We start from the raw sequence: 21,603 nt of genomic DNA on the forward strand, positions 1-21,603 counted from the left end.
GCCCCTTTTTATTTTAACCCGGCAAACGTCAGCTTTCTTTGGTTTCCCTATCGTTTTCCTGCCGGGTAACGTATTGCGAAAACGCCAGCAGGTTGTCGAATATCTGCGTACTCACCGGCAGGTTGTCGCCCTCGCGCTCCAATGTTTTTTTACCCTTACCGGTGAGCACCAGCGCGGGTTTGCCGCCTGCCGCATCGATGGCCTGCAAATCGCGCAGGCTGTCGCCCACCAGCCAGGTTTCGGCAGCTTCGGCGTTAAACCGCTCGATAATGTCGGTAATCATGCCGGGTTTGGGTTTGCGGCAGTTGCAACCGTCTTCTGCCGTGTGCGGGCAAAACCAGATGCCGTCTATTTTGCCGCCTGCCTGCTGCACCAGCCGGTGCATTTTGGCATGCATCTCGGTGAGCGTTTCCACAGTGAAATAGTTGCGGCTTATGCCCGATTGGTTGGTGGCCACGGCAAGGGTGTAGCCTGCCTCGGTGAGAAAGGCAACAGCGTCCATGCTGCCTTCTACCGGCACCCATTCTTCGGCGGATTTTACGAAATCGTCGCGGTCGAGGTTAATCACGCCGTCGCGGTCGAGAATAATCAGTTTCATGTATTTTCCTGTTCAGACGGCCTGCAGCATGGCATCCAGCCCGGCAATGTGGTGCGCCACATCGGGATTGTAGGTTAAGGCTTGCAGCGGCCCTGCAATTTTATGGCCGCCCGCCTGCTTGAGGGCTACTGCCTGCCGCACAGCTTCGGCCAGGGATTCGGGGTTTTCGCGCGAAAAGAAAAAACCTGCCCCGCCGTTCATCACTTCGGTGCAGGCCATATTGTCCGACAAAACCACGCGGGTGCCGCTCAACACCGATTCAACGCCCACCAGGCCGAACGGCTCGTAAAACGATGCCATCACGGTGTAGTCGGCGGCACGGTAAAGCGCGGGCATATCGTTGCAAAAGCCCAGCTCCACCGTGTTTTTCATCGGGCGCGGCAGCGGCGAGCCTGCAACGGCAAGCTTCACCGGCAAATCGGTGCGCTCGAAAAATGCGGCCAGCAAACCCAACCCTTTGCGCGTATGGCCGGTGGACGGAAACAGAAAAACGGTTTCATCATCGCGAAAACCGTAGCGGCGGCGCGCGGCGGCAGCCGAGCCGGCATCGGGGTAAAAACGGCGGGTGTCGGCGGGCGGGTAAACCACGCGGATTTTGGCAGCATCGATGCCGTAAAGCTCCACCAGCTCGCGCTGCATCTGTGCCGAGTGCGCCATAATCAGGCGCGCGGTGGCATAATTGCTGCGGTTGCGGCAAACGGTTAATTTGTCGAGCGGGTCGGCACTTTTGCCCATGCTGCGCAAATAGCCCAAATGTGTGCCGCCGCAAACAAACACAGAGGCATGATCGCTGGGGTTGCAGGCAATCAGCCGCTCCCCGGGCCGGCGGTGCGGCTGCAATTGTGCCGAAAAGAAAAACGGCCTGAGCTTCTTAGGCACCAGGCTTTGCCGAATCAGGCAGGGTTCGATGCAGGCATACTCGGGCAGGGCAGTGTCGAATTTCGCCGCATAAATGCGCACGCTGCGGCCGTTGCCGGCAAGATGGCGCACCAAATCGAAAGTGTAGCTTTCCATGCCGCCGCCGCGGCGGAAGCAGTTAATGCTGAAAGCTAAGGGTTTTGCAGGCATAGGGCTCTTTCAGACGGCCTTTCAATGTTGGCTGCGCAGGCTGGCATCCCAGGCTTCAAAAGCGGCTTGGAATACTGCTTCCAAAGCAGCGCGGTTTTCGGCATTATCGGCAACATGGTAAAAACTCTCGAGTGCGGGCGTGTTCATGGTGCGCACATAGTCTTCCATAAACGCACCGTAGCCCTCTTCTTCATCATCGTAATAAAAATCGGCAAAACGCCGGCCAAACTCATTAAAATCTTCGCGCGTGAGTGCGCCGCCCATATGCCGGCACAAAAATTCGGCACCGCTGATGCCGCCTTCGAGCATAGCGGCAAAGTCGGCGGCGGTTTCGGGCGCACTCTGCCAAACAGGGTTGGACAGGTGTTGCGATGCCGCCCACGCCCAATACATGCCGATATGGGTGGCTGCGTTTTCCGGCGGCAGACCGGCGGGGTAGTTTTCGTCAGTGTGGAATTGAACATGGTCATACATGGCTCTGCCCTTTTTCAGACGGCCTGAAGCTTTTTAAAATTCAAAAAACCTCACAAGCAGTTTGTGTGCCGCTATTGGCCCGGCAAGCCCGCTGCACTGCCCCGCGCGGGCACAAAACTCACGGTTTATCATCTTAAGCGGCTGATTAACCATTAATTTAATATCTGCACTCGAGCTTTCGCCCACGCAGAAATAGAAATAACGGCATCCGGTTCTTTCAGACGGCATTAAGGTATTTTGCCGAGACTCCGGCCTTCGGCAACAGAAAACTCCGGCCCGCGCAAAACAGACCGTCTGAAAAACTGCCGGCCGCCTTGCCGGAAATATTTTCAGACGGCCTGAAGGCATGGTGATATGGCGGATCCACCTATTTCCGGCGCCGTGCAGGCGCAAGCAATACCAATATGGCAAAACCGATTCGCTGCCGCATTTCAGGCCGGCAAAACCGTTCCCATCAAATCGAAGCGCAACAATGCCGCAGCAGAAATCAATCAGACCCCGATCGGCAGCCGCACTAACGGCCTGCCTGCTGCCTGCCGTTAAATTCTTCCAGGGTTTCCAAACCGCGCAGAAAACGCGACAGCTCGCTCAATGCCCCTTCATATACTTCTCTTTTAAAATCAATCACCTCATCTATCGGCGCCCAATATTGGTGCCACCGCCAGCCGTCAAACTCCGGGTGGCTGGTGGCACGCAGATGCACATCGCTTTCGCGGCCGACCAAACGCAGCAGATACCAAATCTGCTTTTGGCCGCGGTAGGAACCGCGCCACTCGCGGCGCACCCAGTGCGAAGGCACATCATAGCGCAACCAATCGCGTGTACGCCCCAAAATTTTCACATGGTGCGGCAGCAAGCCCACCTCTTCAAGAAGCTCGCGGTACATCGCGGTTTCAGGGCTTTCGCCCGGCTTGATGCCGCCTTGCGGAAACTGCCACGAGTGTTCGCGCACACGCTTGCCCCAAAAAACCTCGTTGCGGTCATTGGTTAAAATAATACCGACATTGGGGCGATAGCCTTCACGGTCGAGCATCGTTCGCCCTTTGCATAAAATTCAATCAGGTGATTTTCCCATAAGTACAGGGGTTTTGACAAATCCGCCACGGTGTGCGCGGCAGCTTCACAGCCGTGTGGAAAAAATTTTTGTTTATGATGAAACGCCTATCTGAAAGCGCGTGGAAACCCATTGGTTTTTACGCGCTAAAGTATTGCATTTGAAAGGCTTTTGCCGTTTAATCCGCACTACGCCGGCCAGCCGGCGCCTGCTGTATGCGGCAAGGTGCCGTTTACATATTTCTCTATTTTTTTGTACCGCACAAACGGTACGTTTTTTGAAGGATAAAAAGATGAAAAAAACTTTATTGTTTTCTGCGCTGGCAAGCCTGTTTCTGGCCGCCTGCGGCGGATCGGGCGGCTCCGGCACCCAACAGGCAGGCGGCACACCGGCAAGCAGCGAGCGGCAGACTGCCGCCGAAGGCACGGCCAAGCTCAACATCTATAACTGGTCGGATTATGTCGATCCCGCCACCATCACCGAATTTGAAAAAAACAACGGCGTGAAAGTGCGTTACGACTATTACGACAGCAACGAAACGCTCGAAGCCAAAGTACTCACCGGCAGATCAGGCTATGACTTGGTGGCCCCCTCGATTTCCAAGGTAGGCCGCCAGATTAAAGCCGGCGCTTATCAGGAAATCGACAAAACCCTGATTCCCAACTACGCCAATCTCGACCCCGACCTGATGGCGATGATGGACAAAACCGATCCCGGCAACAAATACGCCGTGCCCTACTTTTGGGGAATCAACACACTGGCCGTCAATAAAGCCCAAGTGAAGAAGGCACTCGGCACCGACCGGCTGCCGGCCAACGAGTGGGATTTGGTGTTCAACCCCGAATACACCGCCAAACTGAAAACGTGCGGCATCAGTTTTTTCGACAGTCCTACTGAACAGATTCCGCTGGCTTTGAACTATTTGGGCAAAGATCCCAACAGCGAAAACGCCGAAGATTTGAAAGCCGCAATCGACTTGATGAAAAAAGTGCGCCCCGACATCAAACGCTTCAGCTCTTCGGGATATATTGATGATATGGCGGCAGGCAACCTATGCGTATCCGTAGGTTACGGCGGCGATCTCAACATTGCCAAAAACCGCGCCAAAGATGCAAAAAACGGCGTGGACATCGAAGTGCTTACCCCGAAAACCGGCGTGGGCATTTGGATTGATTCGTTTATGATTCCGAAAGACGCACAAAACGTTGCCAATGCCCACAAATACATCAACCACACGCTTGATCCTAAAGTGGCCGCGCAAAACGGCAACTTCGTTACCTATGCCCCCGCCAGCAAACCCGCACGCGAACTGATGGAAAAACAGTATGCCGAAGATGCCTCCATTTTCCCCGGCGAAGAAGCAAAAGCCAAGAGCTTCGTGATACTGCCCAAATCGCCCGATGCAGTCAAACTAAGTGTACGCCTGTGGCAGGGTTTGAAAGCCAACAAATAGGTATGAATGCGGAAACTTATAGAGATAACTGTTTGAAGCATAAAAGAACGGCTACAGTCTGATGGCCTCCGACCTCTACGTTGAAAGCTGCTTAGATCACTTCAAGCAGCTTTTTTCACTTCATATATACCAACTCTGCTCCAAACCGAGCCGCAGTTGTGGTCTGAAATTGAACCGCTCTCTCTCTTTTCCCTAGATCGGTTCTGCACAATATTCAACACCATATGCTCATCAATAGCTGCCTAAATGTACCACAACGGACATCTGAAAAGTGTACCCACTTTCCAGCCAATTCAGAATAGAGCACTTCTAGATGTCCATTCCCCGATTTCCCAGTGCTCACCACCGAAGACAAAGCCCAGCATATATTCCAGTTCGTTGTTTGGCAAAGCCCGCTCCAGCCGTTCCAAGTCGTCACGTTCCAGCCTGACGGTACAGCAGTTGAAGATATTTTCCCCGCCTTTTTCCCGATACAGGTTTTCCATCCGTCCGTGCAGGTGGTTGAATTTGCGCCAATAGGCAATATCGGTAGCCTGCGCTTGTTCGCGCTCTTCTTCGGTGGTCGGCACCACATCGGTTTGCCTGTCGCCCGTAAACTTTGCACGCATGGTATAACCATACATACCAAGTCCCATTTGTCATTCCTTTCATAAAAAATGTAACAATACACAACCATCGGATGCGGCAGCTGAAATGCGGGATTGGCCGTAACGGCGCCGGCAGCCGAGTCCAGGAGGCGGAGCCGCGTATTGATGCAGCGGTATCCGCCCGTATTGCCAAAGATACCGCCGAGGCCAACGAGGCCTTTTTAGGCCGTCTGAAAAAGCTGCCGGCAATTGCATTTGCGGCGGTTTTGGTATTGATGATGCTGTTCGTTTTATTGGTAACTTGAGGGTTCTCCAATGGAATTCTTTCTTAGACGTTTTGTGGTTGGTTTTATCCTCAATCCTGTTCGGTTATTTTGTTATGGAAAATCTTTCTAATAATGAATGCTGACCTTGGTACTTGTCTTTGGCGGCTGCATTACTTTGCCGGCACTTAAAGAGTGATTAGGAGGATAGTAATGGATGAATTAAGAAAAAATTTTTAGGGGCTGTCCTAGATAACTAGAACAAATCCTGCTTTACTAATTGTTTTAAAATAGAAATTTGAAATTTTATCTCACTGTTGTTAAAACGCCATTCACACTCTTTCAAATACAGTTCAAAATGCTCTTTGGGAATGCCGTTAAACTTGCGTAAATGGCGTTTTGCTTGGTTCCAAAAGTTCTCAATTCCGTTAATGTGATTTTGTCGCTCAGCAAAATGTGTGCTGTGATTGATCCGAAAATGTGAAAATTCGCTCACATCAAGAACGTCATAACTTTTGTAACAATCGGTATAAACAATGCTATCAGGCTTCACTTGCTCGCGGATAATTGGCAATAAAGTCGCAGTTTGTGTATTGGGTACGGCAACGGTGTAAACCTTACCATTACGCTTCAAAAGCCCGAATACAGCCACTTTGCCAGCCGCACCGCGACCACGTTTGCCTTTGCGTTGTCCGCCAAAATAGCTTTCATCAACTTCTACTTCACCATCAAGCATTTCCAGATGCGGGCTGTTGTGATAGATAAGTAAGCGCAAACGGTGGAAGTAATAGGCAGCGGTATTTTTATTGACGCTAACTAATTGCGCCGCTGTGCGAGCGGTAACACCTGCAACAAATAGTTCAATCAGTTTGTTTTGCTTGTACTGACTTAAACGACTTTTTCTCATAGGGATTATTCTAACCTGAAGTTAAATTTCCCTAGTTATCTAGTACAGCCCCAATTTTTATTTCTTTTGCCGGGGTATTTTACATTTGGTCGGAAGTTTGCCGTCATGGGGCAAATCTTTTCTTACCCGCGCCCGGTATATTGTTTCTTTAATGAGCAGGCTGGTTTTGGCTTTTGTGCTGCCGGTGTTTTTTCTCAAATCGTTAAAAAAAGAAATGGAAATGATCGAAAAAGCAGCCGGTGAATCGTTGGCAGGCTTGGCGGCAATGCTGTTCTGTCTGTTTTCCTTTTCTTTTCAAATTGCCGCCGCAGTCTTTGCTTTTTCGCACCAAGCGTGGCGCCATGTTGCAGATTGCGAATGGCGCACCGCCGGTGCCTGTCTGATTGTTGGGTCATTATGTCGTGTTTTTTATGTGTTGGAGTATCAAAAAAGTGATAACGATAGGGAAAAACACGGGAGAAATCGGATGCTGATTGAAGCTGCCCCCGCCGTCCGCACCGTCAAAGTCTCTGCGGGATACACCCCGCCGCCAAACCGGCTACCCGCATTACCGGCTGTTACCGGTACAGACAGAAGCAGGCAGATTCCACTGCCTGCTTTTTTACGTTTCTGCCGCAGACTATCTGATAATCGAGCCGAAAATCAAACGGCATTTGGCGGTCAGAAAGCTGGCGGAGTTTCTGAAAACCGCCACCTACCCCGTGTATGAAACCGTATATGGAGCATCACTGTGAAAACCTACGATGTAACCGAAGCGGCGGCCTACTGCAAATGCCATCCCGAAACGATACGGGAACATATCCGTGCCGGCCGGATTGCCGCATCCAAACCCGGCCGCAAATACTGTATAACTCAGCCTGCCCTTGACGCTTTTCTGTGTGGTTTGCAAAATGCACAATTGCAGGCTTCACTCGAAAGCAGGAGTGAAGAAAAATGCTTAAAACTGAAGGATTATATCGCCGTAGGAGCGGTATCTGGTACATTGACTTGACAACACCCAGCGGAAAAAGAGTTAGACGCTCTGCTCGTACAAAAGACAAAAAATCAGCTGAAGAACTGAGAGATAAACTTAAGCATGATGCTTGGCGGGTTTCCGAACTTGGCGAAAAGCCTAAGCGTTTATGGGATGAAGCCGCTTTAAAGTGGCTTAAAGAAAGGGGCTGTACTAGATAACTAGGGAAATTTAACTTCAGGTTAGAATAGTCCCTATGAGAAAAAGTCGTTTAAGTCAGTACAAGCAAAACAAACTGATTGAACTATTTGTTGCAGGTGTTACCGCTCGCACAGCGGCGCAATTAGTTAGCGTCAATAAAAATACCGCTGCCTATTACTTCCACCGTTTGCGCTTACTTATCTATCACATACAGTCCACATCTGGAAATGCTTGATGGTGAAGTAGAAGTTGATGAAAGCTATTTTGGCGGACAACGCAAAGGCAAACGTGGTCGCGGTGCGGCTGGCAAAGTGGCTGTATTCGGGCTTTTGAAGCGTAATGGTAAGGTTTACACCGTTGCCGTACCCAATACACAAACTGCGACTTTATTGCCAATTATCCGCGAGCAAGTGAAGCCTGATAGCATTGTTTATACCGATTGTTACAAAAGTTATGACGTTCTTGATGTGAGCGAATTTTCACATTTTCGGATCAATCACAGCACACATTTTGCTGAGCGATAAAATCACATTAACGGAATTGAGAACTTTTGGAACCAAGCAAAACGCCATTTACGCAAGTTTAACGGCATTCCCAAAGAGCATTTTGAACTGTATTTGAAAGAGTGTGAATGGCGTTTTAACAACAGTGAGATAAAATTTCAAATTTCTATTTTAAAACAATTAGTAAAGCAGGATTTGTTCTAGTTATCTAGGACAGCCCCTAAAGAAAAGGCGGCAAAAAGAAGTATAGAAGACGACAAGTCGAAAATACGAATGCTGACACAATTCAGGGGAGTTTATTTGCATCACATTGATAACGAGTTCGTGATGAGTGTGGTGGGGAATCTGAATTGCAAAGACAGTACAAAGAACCGCTATTTATCTCTTATCATTTCTATTTTGAATGCAGCTGCAAAAAAATGGAAATGGATAGACAAAGCACCATTGATAGAAAAATACAAAGAGAATGAAGGGCGAGTTCGCTGGTTAAAGTCTGCTGAAGCACAAAGGCTGATAGGGGTAGCAAAACCAAGGTACTTCGCCGATCTGATTATATTTAGTCTTAATACTGGTTTAAGACAAAGTAATGTTTTAAATCTTAAGTGGGACCAAATAGATTTAGATCGTCAAGTTGCTTGGTATTATCCTGATGAGATGAAAGCTGGAAAAGCTTTGGGTGTTGTTTTAAATGAAGCCACGATTGGGGATTTAAGGTGGCAGATAGGGAAACATTCCAAATATGTTTTTGTGAGGCTCTAGACTAGCAGAATAGCTCTGTTAGCCTGGAAAAATGAAATATAACACCAAGTTAAGTGACCATCAGCTCAAAAAATTATCAAGCATTTTTGTGTCGGTATAGAAGCCTCAAAACCGCTTTGCCGACAGGCTTCAACCGCAATACCATCAACCACCGGTATCGCATTTTCAGACACGAAATATACTGCTGCCAAAGCGGGCAAAAAGACCTGTTATACGGCAGCATAAAGGTTGATGAAAGCTATTTGTAGCGCGGTTTCCATGGCGAGTCAAAGCGTGGCAGAGGAACGCTTAAACAACCCGTCTTTGGTATTTTCGAAAGAGACGGCAGGGTTTATACCGAAATCGTTCCTGATTGTAAAAAGCAAACACTTCAAGCTGTTATATTGGGAAAGGTCTCTCTGGAGAGTGTTTTTATTCTGATAGCCGGCGCGGTTACAGCGGCCTGGTCGATAAGCCGGCTACTCTACATTTGTGCGTTAATCACGGACAAAATGAGTTTGCAGATGGTACCGGGCGCATCAATGGTATTGAAAGCTTCCGGAGTTTTACCAAACTAAGGCCCGCCAAATTCAACGGCGTAACCAAAAACTTTGATTTGCACCTGAGGGAATGCGGATGGCGATGGAACCGAAACTCTGATGAACTGAGTCACGAACTTTGGGGGCTTTTAAAGTAAATTTATATAAAGCTGCTAGTCTAGAGCCTTAATTATTGTTTTTCGCTGCACGGCTGCATCTCCCGCCCTGTATGGAAAGAAACCGATTCGCTATATAATGCCGCCCTAACTTTTTTAAAACACCCTGCCATGTCCAAACTGTCCTCCTCTGCACTGTCCTCCTCTGCCGTTTCCGTTTCCGAATTGAACGCTTTGGCCAAAAACCTGCTGGAAGAAAACCTGTTCGGTCTGTGGGTGGCAGGCGAAGTGTCCAACCTCACCCGCGCTGCCAGCGGGCATTATTATTTTTCGCTCAAAGACAGCCGAGCGCAGGTGCGCTGCGCCATGTTTAAAGGCACGGCGGCAAAACTGGCGCCCCCCCTGAAAGAAGGCAGCCACATCGAGCTGACCGGCCGTATCGGCATTTATGAAACACGCGGCGAGTTTCAGATTAACGTTAGTGAAATACGCTTAAACGGCTTGGGGCAACTCTACGAAGCCTATGAAAAGCTGAAAGCCAAGCTGCAAGCCGAAGGCGTGTTTGCCGCAAAGCGCAAAAAACCGCTTCCCGCCCATCCGCGCGCCATCGGTATCGTAACCAGCTTGGCGGCAGCAGCCCTGCGCGATGTAGTGTCCACCCTGAAGCGGCGCGCACCGGAAATCCCCGTATTGGTTTACCCCACTCCCGTTCAGGGGGCGGGCAGCGGACTGCAAATCGCCCAAGCCGTTCAGACGGCCGCAGCGCGCAATGAGGTAGATGTACTAATCGTATGCCGGGGCGGAGGCAGTATTGAAGATTTGTGGTCGTTTAACGAAGAAGCTGTAGTACGCGCCATTGAGGCCTGCCCGACTCCGGTGGTAAGCGGCATCGGCCATGAAACCGATTTCACGCTGGCCGATTTCGTTGCCGACAAACGCGCCCCTACCCCCACCGGAGCGGCCGAGCTGGTCAGCCCCAACCGCTTGGAATCGCTGTACAAACTGACTCAGGCACAAGGCCGTCTGAAAACCGCCTTACAGCAGCGCTATTATGATGCCAGCCAAAAAACCGACTGGCTTGCCCGCCAAATCCGCCCCCCGCAACAGAAATTAAACGAGCAGCGCACCCAACTACACACGCTGGCGCAATCACTGCACTTTGCCATGCAAAACCACCACCGCTTCAATACACAACGGCTTTCCCGCCAACAGCAGCAACTAGCCTATCTGCGCCCCAATATTTCCGGCACCGCACGCGATATACAAAATTTTCAGACGGCCTTAAAGCAGCATTGGAACACTCTATTCGCCAACCACACACAACGGTTGGAAAAACAGGCCGCCCTGCTCGAAGCCGTGTCGCCGCAACATATTCTCGAACGCGGCTTTTCAGTAGTCAAAAACAGCCGCGGCCAACTCATCCGCAGCGCAGCGGCGTTGAAGCAGGGGCAGAAACTGCATATCGCGTTTGCCGATGGAGAAACCAATGTGCGCGTTACCGGTGAAACAGCGCAACCGGATTTATTCGATTACACATAAACACACTGCGCCGCAGCTGCCAAATCAGAAAAAAGCCCGAATTCTGCGGATCCGATAAAATAAAAAATCAAGCTCTTCACAATATGCAAAAAGCTTTGGAATCTGGCACGCCCACGGGGATTTTTAAAATTAAATTAATTCAAAATCTTATGTTTAAAATAATTATTTTAAATAGCAACCAATTTCAAGTAAAAAGTATAACTCAAACAAAAAAGTGTGCATTGTGTTACATACAAAAATACAACAAAAATGTTTATTTTACTTGACAATATAACATTTTTGTTGTATTGTACGCTTACTGTATAGGAAAGGAGGTGTGAATGAAATACAGTGAATTCAGAAAGTGGCTGCTCTCTCAAGGCGTAGAATTTACCACGCAGAAACGCGGCAGCCACCAACTTATCAGATTAGGTAATAAAACATCGGTTTTCCCGAACCACGGCAGCAAAGAAATCGGCACGGGGCTGGTAAACAAAATCAAAAAAGATTTAGATTTGAAATAAAAGGCAGGCCCGTAAGGGCTTGCCATCATGATAATTTGCAAGAGGTATGAATATGTTGGCCTATCGCTATATTTTGACACCGGACGACAACGGCACTTTCTTGGTTACGTTTCCTGATATTCCGGAAGCGGTTGCCGTGGGCGAAGATGAAGCATCTGCCGGAATCGAGGCGGCAGACGGCCTGATTTGCGCTTTGGAAGGTTATTTTGCAGACCGCCGCGAAGTGCCGCTGCCGTCTGGTAACGACGGGCGGCAGGTTGTGGTGTTGCCGGCATTGGAAACCGCCAAAGTGCTGCTGCTGAACGAAATGCTGGCGCAAAATGTAAAAAAAGCAGAAATGGCGCGGCGTTTGGACGTGCATATGCCGCAAATCGACCGCCTGCTGGATTTGCGCCATAATACGAAAATCGATTTTTTGGAAAAAGCTGCCGGCAAGCTCGGCAAGCGTCTGAACATCAGCTTTTCTTAAACCCTTAACCTGACTTTCCTATACAGACCATGCAGAGGCCGCCTGTTTTCAGACGGCCTTTATTTCAGGAATCCAACCACTCGCGGCAGATTTTCAGCAGGGCTTGCGTTTTGCTGCCACCTGCTTTTTCGATGGCGGCAAGAATGATGTTTATATCTTCTGCCCTGCCTTTCACGGCAAATTGTTTATACACGCCGTTGTCGAGCTTGGCCTGATTGATACGGGTGGCGGTTTTGGCGTAGCGTTTTTTGGCTTCTTCATTTGACATGGCATTCTTCTTTGGATAAGATAATTTAAAGAAAGGCAGATGGGCGGCCTCCTTAACCGCCCTGTTTGGTTAATCAAAATATTCTGTTAGTAAGCGTTGGTAGCGAGTAGTAACAGAATCGCGAAGATTAAGAACTTCTGCATCTTTATCACCTCCTTTCTTTCTTGGATTTCCCGCTGTTGGTGCAGCGGGATTTCTTATTTAGGAAGCTCTTAATCGATAATTAAATTATAGTTTATACTAAAAATAAAAGCAAGTCTTTTTTTAAATTTATCCATTAAATTCAATTAAATATGCTTTTTTTTGCGGCGGCCTGTGATTAATCGCCGGATACCGTGCGCCCGTATGCCTGCCATTCGGCCAAATCGTTGCGCTGGTGGTCGGCTGCTTCTGCCATTGCTGCATATTCAGCCGCGCATTTTCCGAATAGCTGCCAGCCCCAGGCAGAGGTTTCATCAGGTGCGCCGGCACTTGCGGCGGCTGCGGGCAGGTTTCGGCGGCCGCTTTGAGCGGCGGCATATTGCTGCACGCGGCCAAGCTCGCGGCGCAGATGATTAACAGCAGTTTGTGCATTTTGCTTTTCCTTTTCGATTTCGGCTTGCGCAGCGGCCAATGCTGCGGCCTGTTTGCGCTCTTTTGCCAGCGTTTCGGCGGCCTGTTCGGCCCGGGCGGCGGCAAGCGAGCGGGATATTTCGGCGGCTTTGTCGGCCTGCCCGGCACGGTATTGTGCGGGGCTGGAAACAAAGTGCCGGTAGGCGGCCTGCCCCACAACGGCCGCCGCAAGCAAAAGGCACAAAGCGGCCAAAGCGGCGGTGAGGGGATTTTTGACAACCCGTGCCCACATTATTTAGCCCTCCGCAAGGCAAGCTCGAATGCAACCGCCACAAAGGCGATTTCGCCCGCTTTGTCGTTGCCGTTGATGATGCGGCGCGCGCCCACATAGTTTGCGGCATGTTCGCCGATATAATCGGTGAGCTTTTTGCCGGTAAACCAACCTTCGGCCATGCCGAAAATCATAATGGCGGCGGCGTGATCGGGCAGTAAAGCCAAATCGGGATTGCGCAGCAGATCCAAGCCCAGTTTTCTGCCTGCTTTTTCGTAGTTTTCATACCATGTTAATTGCACATAGCCGCGCCCGTAGTAAATCGGCAGGGCCGCGCTATAGGGTTGCCGGTTCATTTTCAGGCGGCGGCCGTAGTCGCAGCCTTTGCCTTTGCCGTATTCTTCAATGGGCTGCATGGTGCCGGCGGTTTCGTGGTAGGCTGTTGCCAGCATATAGGCGGCATGATTTACGCCGATTCTGCTGTTTTCCAACACATCGAGCAGGCGGTTGATGCCGTTTACCTGATTTTGTTTAATGCCGTTTCTAAACAAGGTTTTGCGAAGCTCGCCGAAAAACACCGCCCGGCTGGCGGGCACGGCTTCGCGCTGCCGCAGCTTGGGCAGCAGAGCCGCCCATGTTTTATCGTCGGCAATGCCGCTGCCGGGCAGTCGGTTGTCCATCTGAAATGCCACCACCGCATTTTTTGTGTTGCCGCCGAAACTGCCGTCTATCAGCAATCCCAGCGCGTGTTGCAGCGCGCGCACCTTTGACCCTTTGCTGCCGTATTTAGCCATTTTGTTTACTCCGTTTCAATACAAGGAAAAGCCGTCTGTTGTCAGACGGCCTGTCGGGTTATTTAAACCGCATCAACAGCATCAGCCGCCATGTTTGCGATAAAAAATAAGCGGCTGTGCCGCAATTGATGATGATTTCGGCAGGGTGCGCCACGCCGCCCTGCGCTAAGCCATGCCCGATCACGCCCACAGAGCCGCCGCACAGCACGGCGTGCGCCCATAATTCGGGCTGCCGCCAATTCCACCGCCGCACCGACAAACGGCACACGCAATGCACAAATATCACGCCTGCCGAGATCATGTTCAACCAAAGAAACACGGTTTTCATCTGTCGCCTCCGAAAAATTCAATCAGCTTTACCACGCGCCCGACAAAAGCCGCCCAAACCTGCTTGAGGCCGTCTGAAATCATGGCCATCAGCCACGGCCATGCCGCTCCGATTAAAACCGGCACCAAAGGCTTAAGCATGGCGGTTTCGGATTCGGTATCGCCGAAATCGAAATAATGCACCAGCCAGCCTACCACGGCAGGCGAAAACGCACCTGCCAGCAGGGTGCCGGCAATAATGGTAGCCATCCCGTTGCTGCGTTTGCCTGCGCGGTTGAGCCCGTGGGCTGCCGCGCCTGCAAACGCGCCCAGTATTAAGGCATCCAATGGCATTCCGATAAAAGTACCCACCACCCCGATTGCGCCGACATTGAGCGCATAGTTTGATGCGGTTGCCGTTGTGTTTACCGGCATTATTTCCCCCTTTCTTTATCAAAACGGCGGGCATAAAAATACCCGCCTGCGCGGGTTATTCGGCGGCGGCCTGCTCCGGCAAAGCGGCATAAACCAGTTTTGCCCCCGTGAACACATTGCCGGTTGCGGGTTGGCCGTAGGCATCGGTTTCCCCTTCCCGCACGGGAGCCACGATTGCCTGATACACCCAGTCGAGCAGATCGACACCGCGCGGCAGTTGCCCGCTCAGGCTGAATTGCTGGCTGCCCACGGCACGCCCGCCGCGCTCGTAAGTGCGTTGGCGGGCGTAGCTGTCTACCGCAACGGTATGATTGTGATTGACAAGGTCTAGCGACACATAGCGCACAACGTGAAATGTTTCGGCCACATCGGTTTCTTCATCGAAAATTTCATGGTCGATACCCAAAATAACCTGCTGATTGGCTTTGGCCATAACGGCTCCTTTCATAAAAAGGCCGTCTGAACCCATTTCAGACGGCTTAAAATTTAAACGATAAAACAAACAATCCCCGATACATCACCAAGCGGCTCATAGTTGAAATTGCCATTAACCCGGCAAAGAATATTCAGGGTGTGCTCCGCGCCATCAATCTGCATGGTGCGTGCAATTCCGCCGATTTTTGGCACCGTGTACGGCAAATCAAAACTAATCGGAATTTGCCCGTGAATATGTGCAGAGGGGATAGTTACCGTCCTATACCCCTTACCGGAATCGATTAAAACAGATTGGCTGGAAGTCCAAGTGCTGTAATGGTGAGAGCTGGAATGACGGGTTGTTTTTGTCGGCGACTGGATAATTTGGTGCGCCGTCAATATCCCGTCAAAATAGAGCTGCAAATCAACCCTTGCGCCATCTTCAGCAACAGCCAAAACCTGAGGAATGATTACTGTCCGCTTCGATCTTCTACTTTCCGAAATTCGGCAGGTCAATTCTTGATAACCATGATGAGAAGTAGTAAAACTGAAACCACGCACAGAAACAACATCACCAATAATATTGGCCGCCTCCAAATCCACTGCTTCAATCCGTGCACCCCGTATTACCCCTCCGATAATCGAACCGGCATTAATCGTACCACTATTCAAAACAGGAGCCTGCAACGTCTGTCCGGCAGCGATATGCTTACCGTGTATCAACCCGTCGGCGATTAAGTCGCCATCCAACGCCACCTTTGCCCTGCCGCCTTCGTTCACCACTACGAACGGGGCTTTCATGGTCTTGCTGTTCGGGTCGACCAGCGCAAATTTGTCGGCATAAACCAGCATCTGACTGTCGCCTGTTTTGCCGTCCGCGCCCAAGGCCAGCCCGGAAATCACCTTGCGTCCGCCGTGAACCGCCTCGGTTTTCAGGGTGTACATCGACTGCACCTTGCCGCTCAATTCCGCTACTGCTTCCTGCGCCACCTGTACTTTGGCGGTGGCCGAGGCTTCTACATCCTCGGGGGCGGGTGTCCAATCGGTAGCCACATTTCCGATTTCCAGTTTCACGCGGTCGAAACGGTTGTCGTTGTTTGTGCCGTTGTTCGGATAGGCATACAGGTTGAGGCTGACGTTTTGACGCTTGTCATTGGCATTGGTATGGTGCTTCCATATACCTGTGCCGCGATAGAGGCCGTCTGAAACCTTTTCCAGTTTGAACAACTCCCTGTAACCGTGGGTGTTATACACGCCGATTTCGCCGTTGCGCGTTTCGCCCAACTGGCCCCACACGGTAACCGTTACCGTTTCGCCCACCTTCGGAGCGTCTTCTACCAAATTATAGTTGCGTTGGTAGCCGTGATTTCGGGAAACACCGCTGTCGCGGATCAGGTTGCGCCCGCCGATATTCAGGTTGTCCACTTTTGCGGTCAATGCGGTAAGCTGGGAAGCTGCGGCACGCCCCTGCTCGGATACGGTTTGCTGCAACGTTGTGATTTTGGCATCGGTCGCCGTGTTCAGCCGCCGCGCTTCGGCAATGGCCGCGTCTTTTGCCGCATCTGCCTTGGCTTTGGCATCCGCTGCCGCCTGTGATTGGATAACGGCATCTTTTGCCGCAGCGTCTGCAATGGCTGCTGCTTTGGCAGCATCTGCCTTGGCTTTGGCATCGCCGCTTGCCGCTGCAATCGCGGCTGCCTTGGCCGCGTCCGCTTTAGTCTGCGCTGCACGCTCTGCCGCCGCTTTGGCGGCATCGGCTTTGGCTTGTGCGTCTGCCGAGGCCGTCTGAACGGCGGCGGCTTTGGCCGCTTCGGCTTTTTCTGCGGCACCCGCCGCAGTTTCCTGCATCTTCCATTCACCCCATACGTCTGCAGTATTGCCCACACGTTGCCACACCGAGCCGCTGTTGCTGGATACCGCGCGTTGGGTAACGTGGGCGGGTTGGCCGTAGGCGTTGGTGGTGGTAACAGTAACGAAGCCGTGGTTGCCTATACCCAAACGGCCTGCATCGGCCAGCATTTTGGAATCGCCTTTAGGCTTGGCGGCATACCAGCCCGGTGTGCGCTCATCAAGATTAACGTGGTTATTGACATACTCAACCGTGTTCAACCTGTCCGCATACCCGCGCCATTCGGCCTGCAACTCCGAGCGAACTTGGGCAACCACTTGGGTTTTGTCGGCCTTAGTGGATTTCAGGTCATGAATCTGCGCTTCGTTCTGCCCGATTTTGGCCTTGGCGGCATGGATTTCATCCGTTTGCGCTTTATCCTTTTGCGCCTGCGCTTCTTTGTAGGCGTTCAATTGTGCCGACACTTCGGCTGCGGCGGCGTTGTCGTCTTCCGGCGCAGGTGTCCAGTCGGTCGCCACACTGCCGCGCTCCAGCTTCACGCGGTCAAAACGGTTGTCGTTGTTTTCACCGGTTCTCGGGTAGGCATACAGGTTCAGGTAAACGTCTTGGTCTTTGTCGGCATTGGGGTTGGTATGGTGGTTCCACACGCCGGTGCCGCGCCAGAGGCCGTCTGAAACCTTTTCCAGTTTGAACAACTCCCTGTAACCGTGGGTGTTATACACGCCGATTTGGCCGTTGCGCGTTTCGCCCAACTGCCCCCACACGGTAACCGTTACCGTTTCGCCCACCTTCGGCGCATCGGCCAGCGGGTACTGTCGCAGATAGCCGTGGTTGCGGGAAACGCCGCTGTCGCGAATCAGGTTGCGTCCGCCGATATTCAGGTTGTTGAATTTGGCAGTCAGCGTGTCCACCTGTTGCGAGCGTGCTTGGGTTTCGTCCGCCACGGTTTTGCGCAAGGCGGTGATGCCGCTCTCGGTGTTGCCGATGCGGGTTTTCAGCGCGTTGGTTTCCGCCGAGAGTGCATTGTCGGCAGCCGTGCGGGCTTGGGTTTCTTTGGTGATACTGCCTTCTACCGCCGCCACCCGCGTAACCAGCGCCCTGCGCTCTTTGGCCTCGGCTTCATCACCTTTGACCCGCGCCGTGCGTTCGGCTTCCAAGGCCGCCGCCGTTTGGCTCTGCGCGGCGGTAACGGTGTTGATCTGCTGCGCCTGTGTGGCATTCACGTTTTCAACCGCCGCCACCCGCGTGCCGATTTCGGCAGCCTTGGCCGCCAAGTCTTTCGCCGCTTTGTCGGCTGCTGCCCTGACGGCGGCAGTACGCGCGGCAGCCTCGGCCTGTAATGCCTTCTGGCGCGCCGCCGCTTCCGCCATGATTTTATTGGACGCATCAACCGCTGCTGCCGCCTGTGCTTTTCCGCCTGCCGCTGCAGCGGCGCCGGCCATATCACTGTTTAACGATTCAATCAGGCTTTGGCTCAATGCGGATTTGGTAATTGCGCCCTGAATCTGCTGCACAATCGGGGCAGGGTCTTTGTCGGCCTGTCCCATCACTGCGGCGGTAAACTCACCGGAATTACCCGCCGCATCGACAATGCGCACCCAAAAATAATAAGTGTCAACAACCCCAACACCCGTCAATTGATAGCTATTCTGCGGATAAGGCAGGCTGGCAAGCTTGGTGGCCGTCTGAAAATCAGCACTACGCGCATACCAAAGCTCAGATACCAATTCGGAAACCACGGTTTGCGGCAACACCCAATCAATGGAAATCGCCAATGTTTTAGGCGTAGTGCGCAAACCGGTAACGGTGTAATCAATCGACCACGCTTTAACCAGCGGCTCGGATAAAGCGCCACGGGCGTTTCTGCCGCGAATTTCGGCCTTATAATTGCCGTTTGGCAAGTTTTCAAGGCGGACTTCGGCGCTTTGCGCATCGGGTATATGGCGGTATAGCTGATTATTGCGGTAAATCTTAATATCATAGGTCAGCACTTGGCCGCCGGCGCTCAAATTATCCCAACTGATTACCACCACGCCGCCATCGGCAGCCACGTTGCCGTTTACCAAAACAGGGGTAATATTGTGCAGGGTAGTAATTTCGCGGTCGAAATTTGCCCATGTATCAACCGCCGCGTATTTTTTCGGATCATGTAACAAGCCGGTAACGGTGTAGGTGCCGGCATCGGCGTTTTCTTTAATGCCGATGGCACGATACAGACGCGGTTTGACTTTGCCGCTCAACGCCCAACCGGCAGCCGCCTCCAAAGCCGAAACCGCCTCCAATACAACTTGGTTCGCTGCAGGCTGGCTCAATACTTTAGCCGATTGCAAGCCGGCTGGATTGCTGTAAAAAAACAGCGAGCCGACAACATCCGACACTTCGCGGTCAAGGGTTACGGTAGTGCCTTCAACAGCCGCCACGCGGCCTGATAGCTCGGCGCCCGCATACTGGTTATCCATTACCTGCACAATATCGTAAGGCAGGTGTTTCAAACCCTCGCGGCCGATTTCAAACGACACCATATTCTGTTGCCGAAGTTCGGTTTGCAGCGTCCACGCGCCAAAACGGGCAGCCTGACCGCGAGAATCGCAGCCGAAAGCAGTAATCTGCTTGATGTTCAGGCCGTAACGGGCAATAGCCTCATTATCGGCAACATATTCTGTTTTGGTGCGGTAGCCGTCGTATTTATCGACATACTGCACATGCACGGCGGTATGAATGGATTTATACGCTGCACCGGAATAGGTAAACAGGCCGTCTTTCACGTTGCTGTTGTTATACATCGCCACGGGGTCGACATTGGCATCCATAACCACCGACATCTGCGCACCGTTCCAAACGGGCAGACCGGTAAACACGCTGGCAAGGTTAAGCAGAAATTCACCGGCCTGCGTCAAATTGGTAATATAGGCGTTGCAGACGAAACGCGGTTCTTTGCCGCCGAAACCGTCATCCACCAATTCATCGCAGTATTTGGCGATTTGATACAGGCTCCATTTATCGACATCGGCCACTTTCAAGCGGCGGGCAAGCGTAGAGAAACGGGGCTGAGTTAACACATCGTAAAACACCCATGCAGGGTTGTTTGTCCATGCCTGCTTAAAGCTGCCATCCCATGTTTGGCCGCTGTATGTACGGGTTTCGGGGTCGTAATTGGCCGGCACTTTTACCAAACGGCCTTTCAGCAAGTAATTGCGGCGCGGAACGGAATTGCCGAACTGATCCGAATCAATCGCCAAAGCTGCAAAAGCAGTGTGGGGATAGCTTAATTTGGCATCGATAATCTCAACGTAAGACGAGAAATAAGTATTATTGCTTACTTTGTCGGTGGTGCTGTCGGGCGTTACGCGGGATACGCGGATATTGAACGGCGCGGCTGGCAGCTTATCGAACTGCACGTCTTGGTAATACATGCCGCTGCCTTTTTCGGTAAAGGTAACCATCTGAGAAGCCTGCACCCCCTGATTACCCACCAATTCCACCAACACCGATGTATTGGCCGGCAATGTATCGCCTTTATCGTTAACAGCGGCATTACGCTCAACGGCCACAGTAACACGCAAACGCCCAACCAAACCATCGGTTACGGAACGCACAATAGGCACTGCATTTTTGACACCGGCAGACACGGGAACAGTCCGCTCAGACGCATCAAAGCCCGGCACATAGGCTTGATCCTGCATACCGCGCTGGAAAAATCCCACCACACCTTTGTAGTTGAAGCTGCCGTCGGGATTCTGCACCGCTGTATCATCAAAAAATACCGATTTAAAAGGCGCATCATTTCCGTTGGCAAAACCGGCAACCACACCTTCTGAAATTGCATCGATAATGCGCAGCGATTGTGCGCTCGATAAGGTATTAGGTGCTTCGTAAGGTGTAGACTGACCGCCACCTGTTTTACCGCCCATTTTTTTGCTCCGTCAAATAAATCCGCCTGTTTTCAGGCGGCCTAAGTTACCGTATATGCTGCCGTATAGTTTCTGGCACGCACGCTGTCGTTTTCAAAATCAGTATTGTATTTTTGCCCGTTTGGTGCAGTTGCCGCTACGCCGCCTGCAAAGGTTTTCTCCATGCCCAGCGTCAAATCAACAGCCAGCGGGTCGGCAGACTGCACATCGTTATTAATACCGGCCGCCGCCGCAACCATACGCACTATGCTGTTTCCTGCATTTCGGCTGCCGCCGCCCGTCCCCGTTGCCACCCGCCGCGATTCGATACCTTGCGACACCACGCGGCTACCGCAATAGCAAATCCCATATGCCAACGGCACCGGATTGCCCTGCGCTGCCGTGTTGCTTAAATTACTGAATGCCGTATTTTTGCCGGCATCCACCCCTTTTGCAGAATCAAGCCTAGGCTGTTTCGTCAGCATCTGCGCCACACCGCCAACTGCCAACCCTACACCTAACTGCACCGCCCACGCCTGCCCGAAATAAGCACCAACCACCGCAATCACTACACCGATAACCGTTTGGATAATGCCGCCGCGCCTACCCGCACCCGCCACGCGCGGCACAATATGCAACACGCCGGAAGCAGGCCGTCTGAAAACATCCTGCATCGTTTCGGTGGTGTGGTCTTCACCCTGGAAGCGAACCTGATACACACCGTCGCGTATATACTGCCTAAGCCCTTTTATTTGGCTAAACAGTGCGTGCAACGCTTCGGCCGGGCTGTCTACATGCAAATCAAAGCGGCGGCCGTATTGTCGCAAGCCGCCGTAAAAACACACTCGAATCATCGCCAA

Annotated in this window: 24 protein-coding genes and 2 pseudogenes; 12 read left to right on the forward strand and 14 right to left on the reverse strand. The window is 51.8% G+C overall.

The genetic code is table 11. The features are described from left to right. Window positions 1–28: 28 nt before the first annotated feature. The 3 genes from gmhB to H7A79_RS08620 are packed head-to-tail and all read right to left on the reverse strand — an operon-like array spanning window position 29 to window position 2,140. Window positions 29–598, reverse strand: coding sequence for a D-glycero-beta-D-manno-heptose 1,7-bisphosphate 7-phosphatase (gene gmhB / locus H7A79_RS08610; RefSeq protein WP_186999960.1), 570 nt, complete (start codon window positions 596–598; stop codon window positions 29–31). A 12-nt stretch (window positions 599–610) separates the two neighbouring features. Beyond that, complete coding sequence (locus H7A79_RS08615) at window positions 611–1,666, reverse strand: glycosyltransferase family 4 protein (protein WP_186999961.1); 1,056 nt, start codon at window positions 1,664–1,666, stop codon at window positions 611–613. A 21-nt stretch (window positions 1,667–1,687) separates the two neighbouring features. After that, window positions 1,688–2,140: a DUF7832 domain-containing protein gene (locus H7A79_RS08620; RefSeq protein ID WP_186999962.1), complete on the reverse strand. Its 453-nt coding sequence runs from the start codon at window positions 2,138–2,140 to the stop codon at window positions 1,688–1,690. Between the two features lie 354 nt (window positions 2,141–2,494). On the opposite strand from H7A79_RS08620, the gene H7A79_RS08625 reads away from it, so the two are divergent. After that, entirely contained in the window at window positions 2,495–2,683 is a 189-nt protein-coding gene (locus H7A79_RS08625; protein WP_135033276.1) for a hypothetical protein, read from the forward strand. Here H7A79_RS08625 and H7A79_RS08630 read toward each other — a convergent pair. Continuing rightward, entirely contained in the window at window positions 2,655–3,173 is a 519-nt protein-coding gene (locus tag H7A79_RS08630) for an RNA pyrophosphohydrolase (RefSeq protein ID WP_135033277.1), read from the reverse strand. The genes H7A79_RS08625 and H7A79_RS08630 overlap by 29 nt on opposite strands. A 313-nt stretch (window positions 3,174–3,486) precedes the next feature. Here H7A79_RS08630 and H7A79_RS08635 point away from each other — a divergent pair, with 313 nt between their 5' ends. Continuing rightward, window positions 3,487–4,647 carry a polyamine ABC transporter substrate-binding protein gene (locus H7A79_RS08635; protein ID WP_186999963.1) on the forward strand — a complete coding sequence of 387 codons (1,161 nt, stop codon included), beginning with the start codon at window positions 3,487–3,489 and terminating at the stop codon, window positions 4,645–4,647. 293 nt (window positions 4,648–4,940) lie between these two features. Here the strand turns inward: H7A79_RS08635 and H7A79_RS08640 are convergent, their stop codons facing one another. After that, window positions 4,941–5,282, reverse strand: coding sequence for a phosphoglycerate kinase (locus H7A79_RS08640; protein ID WP_186999964.1), 342 nt, complete (start codon window positions 5,280–5,282; stop codon window positions 4,941–4,943). 44 nt (window positions 5,283–5,326) lie between these two features. Between H7A79_RS08640 and H7A79_RS08645 the strand changes: the two genes are divergently transcribed. Continuing rightward, on the forward strand, window positions 5,327–5,539 hold the full coding sequence (locus H7A79_RS08645; RefSeq protein WP_186999965.1) for a hypothetical protein: 213 nt from the start codon (window positions 5,327–5,329) through the stop codon (window positions 5,537–5,539). Window positions 5,540–5,753: 214 nt separating this feature from the next. On the opposite strand, the gene H7A79_RS08650 is transcribed toward H7A79_RS08645, so the two are convergent. Continuing rightward, complete coding sequence (locus tag H7A79_RS08650) at window positions 5,754–6,404, reverse strand: IS1595 family transposase (protein ID WP_186999880.1); 651 nt, start codon at window positions 6,402–6,404, stop codon at window positions 5,754–5,756. A 166-nt stretch (window positions 6,405–6,570) separates the two neighbouring features. On the opposite strand from H7A79_RS08650, the gene H7A79_RS08655 reads away from it, so the two are divergent. From H7A79_RS08655 to H7A79_RS08695, 9 genes and pseudogenes are all read left to right on the forward strand, one after another. Continuing rightward, a complete protein-coding gene (locus tag H7A79_RS08655) occupies window positions 6,571–7,113 on the forward strand; it encodes a hypothetical protein (protein WP_246407831.1) in 543 nt (180 codons plus the stop codon). A gap of 21 nt (window positions 7,114–7,134) precedes the next feature. Further along, the gene (locus H7A79_RS08660) at window positions 7,135–7,395 is read left to right on the forward strand and encodes a helix-turn-helix domain-containing protein (protein ID WP_246407834.1); all 261 of its coding nucleotides are present in this window, start codon (window positions 7,135–7,137) and stop codon (window positions 7,393–7,395) included. After that, complete coding sequence (locus H7A79_RS08665) at window positions 7,338–7,577, forward strand: hypothetical protein (RefSeq protein ID WP_246408166.1); 240 nt, start codon at window positions 7,338–7,340, stop codon at window positions 7,575–7,577. Before H7A79_RS08660 ends, H7A79_RS08665 begins: the two co-directional genes overlap by 58 nt. Before the next feature lie 35 nt (window positions 7,578–7,612). Continuing rightward, window positions 7,613–8,264, forward strand: a pseudogene (locus H7A79_RS08670) (IS1595 family transposase). Between the two features lie 69 nt (window positions 8,265–8,333). Further along, on the forward strand, window positions 8,334–8,819 hold the full coding sequence (locus H7A79_RS08675; protein ID WP_246407836.1) for a tyrosine-type recombinase/integrase: 486 nt from the start codon (window positions 8,334–8,336) through the stop codon (window positions 8,817–8,819). A 31-nt stretch (window positions 8,820–8,850) separates the two neighbouring features. After that, window positions 8,851–9,495 (forward strand): annotated as a pseudogene (locus H7A79_RS08680) (IS1595 family transposase). A 129-nt stretch (window positions 9,496–9,624) separates the two neighbouring features. Continuing rightward, a complete protein-coding gene (gene xseA, locus H7A79_RS08685; protein WP_186999966.1) occupies window positions 9,625–10,992 on the forward strand; it encodes an exodeoxyribonuclease VII large subunit in 1,368 nt (455 codons plus the stop codon). A 320-nt stretch (window positions 10,993–11,312) separates the two neighbouring features. After that, window positions 11,313–11,495, forward strand: a complete 183-nt coding sequence (locus tag H7A79_RS08690; protein WP_186999967.1) for a type II toxin-antitoxin system HicA family toxin — start codon at window positions 11,313–11,315, stop codon at window positions 11,493–11,495. A 52-nt stretch (window positions 11,496–11,547) separates the two neighbouring features. Continuing rightward, window positions 11,548–11,964: a type II toxin-antitoxin system HicB family antitoxin gene (locus H7A79_RS08695; RefSeq protein ID WP_186999968.1), complete on the forward strand. Its 417-nt coding sequence runs from the start codon at window positions 11,548–11,550 to the stop codon at window positions 11,962–11,964. Window positions 11,965–12,028: 64 nt separating this feature from the next. On the opposite strand, the gene H7A79_RS08700 is transcribed toward H7A79_RS08695, so the two are convergent. The 8 genes from H7A79_RS08700 to H7A79_RS08735 all read right to left on the reverse strand — a co-directional run bounded on the left by H7A79_RS08700 (window position 12,029) and on the right by H7A79_RS08735 (window position 21,597). Continuing rightward, window positions 12,029–12,232 (reverse strand): hypothetical protein, encoded by a 204-nt coding sequence (locus H7A79_RS08700; protein WP_186999969.1) that lies wholly within the window; start codon window positions 12,230–12,232, stop codon window positions 12,029–12,031. A 319-nt stretch (window positions 12,233–12,551) separates the two neighbouring features. Further along, complete coding sequence (locus tag H7A79_RS08705; RefSeq protein ID WP_186999970.1) at window positions 12,552–13,076, reverse strand: hypothetical protein; 525 nt, start codon at window positions 13,074–13,076, stop codon at window positions 12,552–12,554. Next, window positions 13,076–13,849, reverse strand: a complete 774-nt coding sequence (locus H7A79_RS08710) for a peptidoglycan-binding protein (RefSeq protein WP_246407839.1) — start codon at window positions 13,847–13,849, stop codon at window positions 13,076–13,078. Before H7A79_RS08710 ends, H7A79_RS08705 begins: the two co-directional genes overlap by 1 nt. Before the next feature lie 58 nt (window positions 13,850–13,907). Further along, window positions 13,908–14,177 (reverse strand): hypothetical protein, encoded by a 270-nt coding sequence (locus H7A79_RS08715; RefSeq protein WP_186999971.1) that lies wholly within the window; start codon window positions 14,175–14,177, stop codon window positions 13,908–13,910. Continuing rightward, window positions 14,174–14,590: a hypothetical protein gene (locus H7A79_RS08720; RefSeq protein WP_186999972.1), complete on the reverse strand. Its 417-nt coding sequence runs from the start codon at window positions 14,588–14,590 to the stop codon at window positions 14,174–14,176. Before H7A79_RS08720 ends, H7A79_RS08715 begins: the two co-directional genes overlap by 4 nt. A gap of 55 nt (window positions 14,591–14,645) precedes the next feature. Beyond that, a complete protein-coding gene (locus tag H7A79_RS08725) occupies window positions 14,646–15,038 on the reverse strand; it encodes a hypothetical protein (protein ID WP_353663614.1) in 393 nt (130 codons plus the stop codon). A gap of 38 nt (window positions 15,039–15,076) precedes the next feature. Next, window positions 15,077–20,764, reverse strand: coding sequence for a TipJ family phage tail tip protein (locus tag H7A79_RS08730; protein WP_186999974.1), 5,688 nt, complete (start codon window positions 20,762–20,764; stop codon window positions 15,077–15,079). 41 nt (window positions 20,765–20,805) lie between these two features. Then, a complete protein-coding gene (locus H7A79_RS08735; RefSeq protein WP_186999975.1) occupies window positions 20,806–21,597 on the reverse strand; it encodes a tail assembly protein in 792 nt (263 codons plus the stop codon). Window positions 21,598–21,603: the final 6 nt, after the last annotated feature.

It is taken from the genome of Neisseria musculi, assembly GCF_014297595.2.
GTDB lineage: Bacteria > Pseudomonadota > Gammaproteobacteria > Burkholderiales > Neisseriaceae > Neisseria > Neisseria musculi.